The following is a 10,612-nucleotide window of genomic DNA, read 5'->3' as shown; positions in this document are numbered from 1 at the left end:
CACAACCCCCCCCCCCGCCCCCCCCCCCCCCCCCCCCCCCCCCCCCCCCCCCCCCCCCCGCCCCCCCCCCCCCCCCCCCCCCCCCCCAGGGCAGTGGCACGTCGTCGACACGCGCCGTCGGGTGTGGGACGTCCCGGGTCCGGGGCGGGATCGTCGCGCTCCGACGCTCGGGAGGAGGGTCGCCGCACCGCCGCCCGGACCGGGACCGCGCACCAGCTGTCCTCAGGATCCCCCACCTGGCTCGGCCGACGGCCCTGGCACCCGCGCGCGGAGCGGCCGGCGCGCCGGCCCGCGGTCGGAGCCCCGCGGTCGGGGCCCGGCACCACCGCCCGAGGCGACTACCCCGCGTGGCGCTCGGCCGGGGTCGCCGGACCGGCAGCTGCCTGCACTCGCTCACCGGAGTCGGCGCCGTCAGGTCGCTCCCCCGTGCCGAAGTGCGCGAACACCCTGCTGGACTGCGGCTTGGTCAGGAGTGAGACGACGATGAGGGTGACATAGGAGGCGGCCACGCCGACGGCGGCGACGTTCCAGGGCGAGAAGAGCGGGTCCTCGCTGAACAACGTCTGGTTGAGGACGCCGGCCACGCCGCCGATCGCGATACCGACGACGAGCGCGGCGACGGCCCCCTGGGACGTTGCCCGCTTCCACCGCATGCCGAGGTAGAGGACCGGCCCGAGCATCGCCGCGAGCGCCCCCCAGGCCACCGCCATCAGCGCCAGGACGAAGTCCGGCGGGTTCAGGGCGAGGAGCCCGGCCAGGACCATGAACACGACCGCGAACGCGCGGATCGCCCACTTCTCCTGGCGGTCGGACAGGTTCCAGCCGAGCGCTTCCTTGCCGATGTCACGGATCACCGCAGCGGAGCTCAGGAGCATGAACGAGGCGGCGGTGTCCATCACCGCGGCCAGGACCGCCGCCACGAGTACGCCGACGATGAACGGGCCGAACGACTCGACCACGAGGGTCGGCAGGACCGCGTCGGGCTCGGAGGGAACGGGCAGCGCCTCCTGTTCCTGCAGTACCCGGTAGGACATCCCGGCCCACACGGCCGCGACGCCACCGAGGTAGAGGAAGCACGAGATGAACGGCAACCACCGGACCACTTCCACGTTCCGGATGGTCAGGAACTTGGTGTTGATGTGGGGCACGCCGGCGTAGGCCAGCAGGCCGACGAAGAACGCGTAGGCCAGGACGTTCTGCCAGACGAAGGCGCCGCTCTCGTGCCACGGAGCGATCAGCTCCGGATCGACGGCCTCCAGGCGCGAGTGCAGCTCGGTGAAGCCGCCCACCTGCGAGACGCCGTAGACCGCGATGCCGATGGCGAAGATCCCCAGCACGATCATCTGGAAGAGGTTCGCCCACATCGTCGCGACGATGCCGCCGCCGATCGAGTAGAGGACGACGAAGAGCCCGCCCGCGAGGATGGAGAAGCCCGGGCTCCACCCGAAGATGGTCACGCCCACGTAGGCGATGGCGACGAACTGGACGACGAGGTAGATGTAGCAACCCAGCACGACCGCGAGTGCCGACAGCACCCGGACGGCCCGGCTGTCGGCATAGCGCAGCGAGAGCACGTCCGGCAGCGTGTACACCTCGTGCCGCTTCGCGATGACCGTCATCGGCTTGGCGAGGATGAAGTAGGCCGCCGTCAGCCCGAGGAAGCTGAGCCCGAGCGTCATGACGTAGAGGGCATAGCCCACGCCGTAACCCGAACCCGCGTTCCCCAGCAGGCTGGCGCCGCTCAGGACCGCTCCGACCACCCCGAAGGAGACCACCCACTTGCCGAAACCGTCTCCGGCGATGAGGTAGTCACGCGTCGACTTCACGCGGCGGATCGACATCCAGCCGATGCCGAGGACGATCGAGGCGTAGAGGACGACCGCTACGACGGTGAGTGGCTCGAACTTCATGGATCACGCCTTCGAGGTGACGTCGACGGGCGGCACGAGCGCGTGGCGCGCTTCAGGGGCTCGGGCGGGGTGTCACCGGCGGAACCGGCGGAAGAGGTCGTCGAGCGTGCCCCACTCGTCGGTACCCGAGCGATAGGTCTTCGCGAAGACCAGCGAGGCCACGACAGCCGCGAGGAAGCCCACCACCACGAACAACCAGGTGATGAGCGGGAGTCCGAGCAACATCCTGTCCTCCTCGCTCGACGGCGCGGTCACCGGCGGGGTCGCCACCCGTGGCGGGTGCGACCGCACCCCGGGGTGCTGACCGTTCTCCTCCATCTGCCCTCACCGCCCGTGCAGGCGGCACCACCACTGTGGCTACCGCGGCGGATCGGCGACAACGGGAAGGTGCCCACTGTCCAGGGCGGATGTGTGTGCCGGGCGACACATCCCGCGGTGGACGACGGGGCGACCGGTCAGCGCGCGATCTCGACGGACCGCCGCGCTCAGCGTGCCGCCGATGGCTCGGTCGTCGCGGAGGGTCCGCACGCCCGATGGAGCTGCAACGCCATCTGCATCTCCAGTGCTCCTTGCGGTTCCCGCCAGCTCGGCCCCCCGAGGACCCGGTCGACGCGCTCGAGCCGCTGGTAGACGGTGTTGACGTGCACCCCCAGCCGGCGCGCCGCCTCCGGTGGGCTCTGCCCGCAGGAGAAGAAGGCCTCCACGGTGTCGAAGAGGGCTGCCGAGTGCTCGGCGTCGTAGGCGATCAACGGTCCCAGCGCACGGTCGACCACCCGCTGCACCTGCCCGGGCGTCGCACCCTCGAGCATCTGGCCGACGATGCCCAGCTCCTGCAGCGTCGCCCCGTCGCCCTCGCGCCCCAGGGCGAGGAGCAGCCGGTGGCTGCGTGCCGCCTCCCGGTGCGACGCGTGCAGGCCGGTTCCCGTCTCCGCCGGCCCGGAGGCGCCCGCGGTCACCGCGGTGCCCACGGCCTGCCCGAGCTCGGCGGCGACCGTGCGGGCGGCGGCCCCGCCGTCCGCGCCGGGCAGCAGCAGGACCACCGACCCGCCGTGCTCGCTGGCGAGGCCGCCGGCCCGAGCCGCCAGGTCGGCAGCGGCCTTGAGCAGGTGCGACAGCGGCACCCCTGTGGCGGAGCAGACGACGAGCACCTGGGCCTCACCGGGCCGCAGCACACCGAGCCGCTCCGCCCGCCGGTGCACCACCTCTCGGTCCGGGGTCCCGTCGGCGAGCAGGTCGTCCAGGAGCTCGGCGCGCAGCTCCTCCTCCAGCAGGGCGGTCTGCCGCTCCATCAGCACCAGCAGGGCCGCCGTCTGCGCCGCCCGCTCCAGGGTCCGCATCTCCGCGTCACTGATCGGGGTGGCGCGGGTCAGGCGCAGGCTCCCGAAGGTCTCCTTCCCCGCCCGGACCCGCACGACCGCGGAGCTGGGCGTGGGATCGGGGTCCTCCTCACCGACCGCGGACGCCGGTGACTCGGGGGCGACCTCGGGGGCGTCTGCCGCGGCGAGGAGCCGGGAGTCGGTGTCGGACAACTCGACGGCGCCGCCCAGGATCCGGCTCACCGTCTCGGCGAACTGGCCGAGGTCCGCGCGGGTGAGAGCGAGGGGCATGAGCTGCTCGTGCGCGGCGCTGGCCCGCTCGAGGACGTGCCGCTGCGCGGAGAGGCGGCTGTTGACCTCCCGCAGCTCACGGGTGGACGCCCGCATCCCGGCGAACAGCCGGGCGTTCTCGATGACGACGGTCGCGTGGTCGGCCAGGGAGGACAGCAGCGCGATCTCCGCCTGGTCGAACGTCCGCCGACGACGGTCGGCGGCGAACAGGGCCCCGACGACCCGGGAGCCGAGCTTCATCGGGACGCCGGCGATGCCCACGATGCCCTCCTCGCGGACGGCGGCGGCGACCGCGGGTGAGAGCGAGAGGCGGGGGTCGGCCAGGTAGTCGTCGGTGGCGATGGCCTGCCCCGTCTCGATGACGCGGCCGCCGATGCCCTGGCCCGGGCGCTGGCGGACCGTCTCGATCGGTGCCGTCCTCGCGCCGGAGGTGACCCGCATGTACGCGTCTCCGGTCTCTTCGTCGACCAGCGCGATGTAGGTGAGGTCGGCCCCCAGCAGCCGGCGCACCCGGTCCACGATGGCGTGCAGGGTGCCGTCGACGTCGCGCAGGGAGGTCAGGTCGCGCGCCGTCTCGTACAGGGCCTGCATCTCGGCCTCGCGCCGTTCGCGCTGGGCCAGCAGGTGCCGGACGCGGCGGGCGTCCTCGGCCGCGAGCAGCAGCACCTGGCGGTCGGGGACGTCAGGGGCGTCGCGCACCCGCGCGGCGAGGGCGTCGATCTCCGCGACCGGTCCCTCCTCGGCGAGCACGTCGAGCAGCCGCGCCAGCACGTCGGACGGTGCGGCCGGCCGGCCGGAACGGGGACCAGGACCGCTCACGTGCCGACCAGCACCTCGATCGGGACCTGCTCGACGACCCGGTGGAGCTGGAGGGCCATCTGCATGGTCAGCGCACCCGCCGGCTCCCGCCACGTCCGGTGTCCGAGCACGGCGTCGACCCGCTCGAGGCGCTGGTAGACGGTGTTGGGGTGCACCCGCAGCGAGCGGGCCGCCGCCCGCGGGTTCTGCCCGGCCGCGAAGAACACCGTCAGCGTCTCGACCAGGGGGGTCCCGTGCTGCGCGTCGTAGCGGACGATCGGGCCGAGGGTCTCGGCGAGCACTTGTTCCAACTGCTCGCGCGAGGTGCCGCTGAGCACCAGTCCGATGACTCCGAGGTCCTCGACGCCGCCGGCCTGGCCCTCCCGCCCCAGAGCCAGGAGCAGCCGGTGACACCGGTCGGCGCTGCGGTACAGCCGGCGCACGGCCGCCGCCGAGGTGGCCGGGCCGGCGACGCCGCAGGTGACCTCGCCGCCGGTCATCCGGTCCAGCTGGGGCTTCACCGCGCGGCCCGCGGTGGCCGCGTCCACCCCGGGCAGCAGCAGCACCACCTTCCCGGCGTGCTCGCTGGCCAGGCCGCGGCGCGTCGCCGCGTAGTCCGCCGCCGCCCGGAGCAGCCGCCGCCGCGACACCCCGGCGGCGGTCAGCACGAGCACCGAGTGCGGGACGTCGAAGTCGATGCCGCTGGCGCGCTTGGCCCGCCGGGAGAACGAGTCCCAGCGGGGTTCGCGCTCGGCGAGCAGGTCGGCGATGACCTCGCCGCGCACGTGCTGCTCGGACACCGCCGCCTGGCGCTCCATGAGGAGCAGGAGCGCCGCCGTCTGCGCGGAGCGCTCGAGGATGCGCACGTCCGCCTCGAGGAGCGGCTTGCCGGCGGCGAACACGAGGTGCCCGAACGAGTCCGGCCCGGCCTGGACGGGCACCGCCCACCGCTCGGTCCCGTCGTCGGCCGCCCCGTCCAGTCGGTGGGCGGCGCCGGGCCGGGCGGTGGCGGCCGGCTCGGCACCGGCGGCGGGCGACAGCTCGCCGACGGACAGGCCGTCGCCGGGCCGGGTGCTGGCCACCACCTGACCGTTGGGGTCGACCAGCGCGACCGCGCCCTCCAGGATGCCGCCGATCGCGTCGATCAGCTCCGCCAGGTCCGCCCGCCGGAGCACCGTGCGCATCAGCTGCCCGTGCGCCGACGTGCCGCGCTCGAGCGCCTGCCCCTGCACCCGCAGCTGCGCATTGGCCGTCCGCAGCTCCTCGGCCGTCCGCTCGGCGCGTTCGAAGAGCCGGACGTTCTCGATGACGATCGCCGCGTGGTCGGCCAGGGAGGACAGCAGCGCGATCTCCGACGGCGCGAACGAGCGCTCGTAGCGGTTGGCGCCGAACAGCGCCCCCACCACGTCCCCGCCGACCCGCAGCGGGGCACCGATGATGCCGACGATCCCGTCCTCGACGACCGCGTCCACGACCGAGGGGTCACGGTCCAGGCTCCGGTCCTGCCGGTAGTTGGCGGTCGCGAACGGCCGGCCGGTGCTGATGATCCGGCCCCCGATGCCCTGCCCCGGGCGCTGGCGCACCGACTGGATCGGCGTGGTGACCGTGCCGAGGGTCAGCCGCATGTAGGCCTCGCCGGTGTCGGGGTCCACGAGGGCCAGGTAGGCGGCGTCGGTCCCCAGCAGCTGACGGGTCCGCTGCAGGATCGCCTCCAGGACCTGCTCGCCGTCCCGCAACGAGGCGAGGTCCCGGGCGGTCTCGTACAGCGCCTGGGTCTCCTTCTCCCGGTTCTTCCGGTGGGAGAGCAGCTCCCGGACCCGACCGGCCCGTGCCAGCGCGGTCAGCGCGGCGTCCCGGTCGGCGGGGACCGTCGCGTCCAGCAGGCTCCGGGACAGCCGGTCGAACGCCTCGGCAGGCGCCTCCTCGGCCAGCAGGCGCAGCAGGTGGGCGACGGCCCGGTGCGCCACCGCGCCGGCCGGACCTGGGCGCGGAGGCGCCCCGGTGCGCGCGGCCGGGACGGTCGCGCGGGGTGGTCGTCCGTTCGTCATCGTGACAGGTGCACGCGTCATGTGGCCCGGATCACCTCCGTGGTCGGTCACGCTACGACAGACGCCCACCGGGTCGGAGGGGTCCACCCGCGCGAGTACGCGCTGTGACCGACCTCACGTCCTCACCCAGTGTGGGAACAGCCGCACGTCCGCAACAGGGGGTTCCACACACTCCTCAGCCCAGCAGAGTGGACATCTCTCCACATGGCCCCGCGCCGTCCGCCGTCCACGGGCGACCGTCCTGTGGGTGTGACACTGCCCACCGTTGTCGGGACACGAGTGGACGGACCTCCGTTGTCCCGCTCCACCGCGGCGTTCGACAGTGGGCCCGTTCGTAGCGGACGACGAGGACGCGACAGTCCGGGATGAGGCGACGATGAAGTTCCACTGGTTCGCGGAAGTGACGTACGACGGTCTGCCGGACCAGTTCCCGGCGCCCGGCCAAGGTGGATGGGTGGACAGCCCCATCGACATGGCCGACTCCGGCCGGGTGGGCGAGAACTACCGGATGTTCATCCGCCTCATGCAGCAGGCCGACCGCGACGGCTTCGACGGCCTGGCGGTGAACGAGCACCACCAGACGCCGTTCGCGATGACCCCGTCGCCGAACCTGCTCGCCGCGAGCCTCGCGAGCAGCACCCAGAACGCGGCGATCCTGGTGATCGGCGACTCGCTGGCCCTCTACAACCCGCCGACCCGCGTCGCCGAGGAGATGGCCTACCTGGACTGCCTGTCGGAGGGCCGGCTCATCGCCGGCTTCGTCTTCGGCACCCCGATGGACTCGGCCTTCGCCTACGCCCGGATCCCCGTGGAGCTGCGGGACCGCTTCCACGAGGCGCGCCGGCTGGTGCTGAGGGCGTGGGAGGAGCGGGAGCCGTTCGCGTTCAACGGCAAGTACACCCAGCTGCGCTACGTCAACGTCTGGCCGCGGCCGATCCAGCAGCGCCCGCCCATCTGGATCCCCGGGTCCAGCAGCGTGGAGACGTGGGAGCTCGTGACGCGGGAGAACTACTGCTACGGCCACCTCTCCTTCTCCGGGCTGCAGGCGGCCAAGCCGCTGGTCGACGGCTACTGGGACTACGTCGCCGCCCACGACGGCGACATGAACCCGCACCGCATGGCCTTCACCCAGCTGGTCTGCGTGGCCGACACCGACGCCGAGGCCGAGGCGAAGTACTACGAGGCGGTCAAGTACTTCCAGCGGGTCCGCAACCCCGCCATGCGGTACGCGACCCCGCCCGGCTACAACTCGACCCAGTCCCTCGCGCAGACGCTGAAGCACACCACCAACCCGGCAGCGGCCGCGGACCGGGAGCGGGCCGTCCGCGGGGAGATGAGCTTCTGGGAGTACGACGAGAAGGGCTACATCGTCGCCGGCACGCCCGACCGGGTGGCCCAGCGACTGCGCGAGCTGGCGACCGAGCTGCGCGTCGGGCAGCTCATCGCGTCGCTGCACATGGGCAACCTCCCCGAGGAGACCGCGGCCGAGAACACCCACCTGTTCGGCACCCAGGTCATCCCGCAGCTGCGCGACCTGTGGGCCGACCAGCCCGACCACTGGACACCGCAGGTCAGCCAGCGACGGGTCGCCGCCGCGAGCCGGCCGGCCGTGCCGGCGGGGGCCTGAGGTGGACCCGGCGACCGCCGCCGGACCGGGCGGCGACCGGCGACGGCCACTGCACATCGTGGGCCTCGGCGGCACGGTGCGTCCCGGCTCGTCCAGCGAGCAGGCGCTGCGCACCGCGGTGCGCCGCGCGGAGGCCCTCGGCGCCACGACCCGCGTCTTCTCCGGCGCGGAGCTCGCCCAGCTGCCGATGTACGCCCCGGAGTCCGGCAGCGGTGGCCCGGTGGCCGAGGACCTCGTCGCCGAGCTGCGCCGGGCCGACGGGGTCATCGTCGCCTCGCCGGGCTACCACGGCTCGCTGTCGGGCCTGGTGAAGAACGCCCTGGACTACACCGAGGACATGCGGGACGACCGGCTGCCCTACCTCGCCGACCGGTCGGTCGGGCTCATCGTGACCGCCTACGGCTGGCAGGCCTCGGTGACCACGCTGACCGCCCTGCGGGCGATCGTGCACGCCCTCCGCGGGTGGGTCACCCCCTACGGCGCGGCCATCAACTCCGCCCAGTGCAGCTTCGCCGACGGCGCGTGCAGCGACCAGCGGGTCCTCGAGCAGCTGCACACCGTCGCGGACGAGGTCGTGCGCTTCGCCGAGCTGGTGTCGGCGCGCCGCGACGTCGCGGTGCCTGCCGGGCAGGGGGCCGGGCGATGACCGTGCTGGCGGAGTGCCCCGACCGGGTCGACGGGGTGCCCGGCGCCCTGGCCGCGCTGCGACGGGGCGAGCCGGTGGTCCTCACCTGCGCCGGCGAGCGGCACCTGGTGATCGCCGCCGAGCGGGTCACCGGCCAGACCATGGCCCTGCTGGTCCGCTACAGCAGCGGGTTCGCCTGCGTGGCCCTGGAGGGCGAACGCCTGGCCGCCCTGGACATCCCGCTGATGGAGGCCGACGACGCCGGCCGCGAGGCCTTCGCCGTCTCCGTCGACGCCTGCGCCGGGCTGACGACGGGGATCTCCGCCCTGGAGCGGGCCCGCACCGCCCGCGCGCTGGCCCACCCGTCGACGACCCCGGCCGACCTGGTCCGCCCGGGACACGTCGTGCCGGTGCGGGTGCGCCCGGGTGGCGTGCTGGAGCGCCCGGCGCCCCCCGAGGCCGCGACCGACCTCTGCCGCCTGGCCGGCCTGGTGCCCGCGGCGGTGCTGGCGGCGGTGCCCGAGTCGGGGTACGAACCGCTGCCCCCGGCCCTGGACGCCCTCGCCGACGTCGACGTGACCGACGTCGTCCGGCACCGCGAGCGGGTCGAGTCCCCGGTGCGGCCGGCCGGCACCGCCGCGCTGACCACCCGGCACGGGGAGTTCCGTCGGCACGTCTACGTCGACGCCGTCGACGGCACCCAGCACCTGGCCGTCGTCGCCGGGGACGTCGCCGGCGGGGACGCGGTGCCCGTCCGCGTGCACGTCGAGTGCCTGGCCGGGGACCTGCTCGGGTCGGTGCAGTGCAGCTGCGCCGGCGACCTGGACGCCGCGCTCACCGCGGTGCGCGCGGCGGGGCGCGGCGTCCTGGTCCACCTGCGGGGAGGCCGGCCGCGGTGCGAGGACGGCGGGGACGCACCGGCCCAGGTACACCGCCTGGCCGCGCACGTGCTGCGGGACCTGGGTGTCGGCTCGGCGCTCGTCCTCACCGACGACCCGCGCGACGCCGTCGGACTGGGCCGCTTCGGTGTCCCGGTCGCCGGTGTCGCGCCGCTGCAGGGAGCAGCCCCCGGGGGGCGGTGACGTGCGCTCAGGCCGCCGGCCGGGCCACCCGCCCGGCCGGCGGCTCGGGGACGGCGCCGGGGTGCAGCGCCCAGGCGAGGGCCTCGACCCCGTCGACGAGCCCCGGCCCGGCCTGCACCACGTGGGCGGCGGAGTCGATCGCCAGCAGGGGCACCCCCGGCAGCCGCTGCGCCACCGCCGCGCACTGCTCCAGGGCCGCCGCCAGGTCCAGGCCGCACGGCGCGACGACGACGAGGTCGGCCGCCGGCAGGTCCGCCCAGTCCACCGCGACGCTGCGGCCGCCGTCGACGGCGCCCACCGGCTCACCCCCCGCCCGGCGGACGAGCTCGGGCACCCAGTGGCCCGGCAGGTACGGCGGGTCGGTCCACTCCAGGACCAGCACCCGCGGCCGGGCCCGGCCCGCGACCGCGTGCTCGACGGCGGCCAACCGGCCGCGCAGTCCCGTCACCAGGCCCGCCGCGACGTCGGGGACGCCGGCCGCGCGCCCGACCGCCACGAGGGCGTCCAGCACCTCGTCCAGGGTGTGCGGGTCGATCGAGACGACCTCGGCGTCGGTGCCGATCGCCCGGCACGCCTCCTCCACCGTCGCGGCCGGGAGCGCGCAGACCCGGCAGAGGTCCTGGGTGAGGACCACGTCCGGGTCCGTCGCCGCGAGCGCCGCACGGTCGAGCTCGTACAGGGGCAGCCCCGCGGCTACCCGCCCGCGCACCCAGGCGTCGACCTCCCCGGGCGGGAGGCCCGGCGGGAGCGCGGTGTCGACCACGACCGGGCGGCCCCGCCGGGCCTCGGCGGCGCACTCGAAGGTGACCGCGACCAGCCGGTCGGCCAGCCCCAGCGCCGTCACCATCTCGGTCGCGGCCGGCAGCAGGGAGGCGATCCGCACGGCGCCACGGTAGCTCCGCGACCGGCAGGATG

8 protein-coding genes are annotated in these 10,612 nt (G+C 74.6%); 3 read left to right on the top strand and 5 right to left on the bottom strand.

The window, feature by feature from the left end; all coding sequences use genetic code 11:
* Positions 1–338: 338 nt before the first annotated feature.
* The 4 genes from ACI79E_RS03665 to ACI79E_RS03650 all read right to left on the bottom strand — a co-directional run bounded on the left by ACI79E_RS03665 (position 339) and on the right by ACI79E_RS03650 (position 6,282).
* The gene (locus tag ACI79E_RS03665) at positions 339–1,910 is read right to left on the bottom strand and encodes a sodium:solute symporter family protein (RefSeq protein ID WP_456931184.1); all 1,572 of its coding nucleotides are present in this window, start codon (positions 1,908–1,910) and stop codon (positions 339–341) included.
* 72 nt (positions 1,911–1,982) lie between these two features.
* Positions 1,983–2,135, bottom strand: coding sequence for a hypothetical protein (locus tag ACI79E_RS03660; protein ID WP_456931183.1), 153 nt, complete (start codon positions 2,133–2,135; stop codon positions 1,983–1,985).
* Positions 2,136–2,395: 260 nt separating this feature from the next.
* Positions 2,396–4,336 carry a helix-turn-helix domain-containing protein gene (locus tag ACI79E_RS03655; RefSeq protein WP_456931182.1) on the bottom strand — a complete coding sequence of 647 codons (1,941 nt, stop codon included), beginning with the start codon at positions 4,334–4,336 and terminating at the stop codon, positions 2,396–2,398.
* Positions 4,333–6,282 (bottom strand): helix-turn-helix domain-containing protein, encoded by a 1,950-nt coding sequence (locus tag ACI79E_RS03650; RefSeq protein WP_456931181.1) that lies wholly within the window; start codon positions 6,280–6,282, stop codon positions 4,333–4,335. The genes ACI79E_RS03655 and ACI79E_RS03650 overlap by 4 nt, the downstream gene beginning before the upstream one ends.
* A 535-nt stretch (positions 6,283–6,817) precedes the next feature.
* On the opposite strand from ACI79E_RS03650, the gene ACI79E_RS03645 reads away from it, so the two are divergent.
* The 3 genes from ACI79E_RS03645 to ACI79E_RS03635 are packed head-to-tail and all read left to right on the top strand — an operon-like array spanning position 6,818 to position 9,697.
* Complete coding sequence (locus ACI79E_RS03645) at positions 6,818–7,990, top strand: LLM class flavin-dependent oxidoreductase (protein WP_456931180.1); 1,173 nt, start codon at positions 6,818–6,820, stop codon at positions 7,988–7,990.
* A gap of 1 nt (position 7,991) precedes the next feature.
* A complete protein-coding gene (locus ACI79E_RS03640) occupies positions 7,992–8,636 on the top strand; it encodes an NADPH-dependent FMN reductase (RefSeq protein ID WP_456931179.1) in 645 nt (214 codons plus the stop codon).
* Entirely contained in the window at positions 8,633–9,697 is a 1,065-nt protein-coding gene (locus ACI79E_RS03635; protein WP_456931178.1) for a 3,4-dihydroxy-2-butanone-4-phosphate synthase, read from the top strand. The genes ACI79E_RS03640 and ACI79E_RS03635 overlap by 4 nt, the downstream gene beginning before the upstream one ends.
* Positions 9,698–9,704: 7 nt before the next feature.
* Here the strand turns inward: ACI79E_RS03635 and ACI79E_RS03630 are convergent, their stop codons facing one another.
* Positions 9,705–10,580: an ABC transporter substrate-binding protein gene (locus tag ACI79E_RS03630; protein ID WP_456931177.1), complete on the bottom strand. Its 876-nt coding sequence runs from the start codon at positions 10,578–10,580 to the stop codon at positions 9,705–9,707.
* Positions 10,581–10,612 lie beyond the last annotated feature (32 nt).

The organism is Geodermatophilus sp. SYSU D00079, from assembly GCF_054050635.1.
The sequence above is the reverse complement of the archived record's forward strand: the minus strand, read 5'-3'. Positions and strand labels throughout refer to the sequence as shown.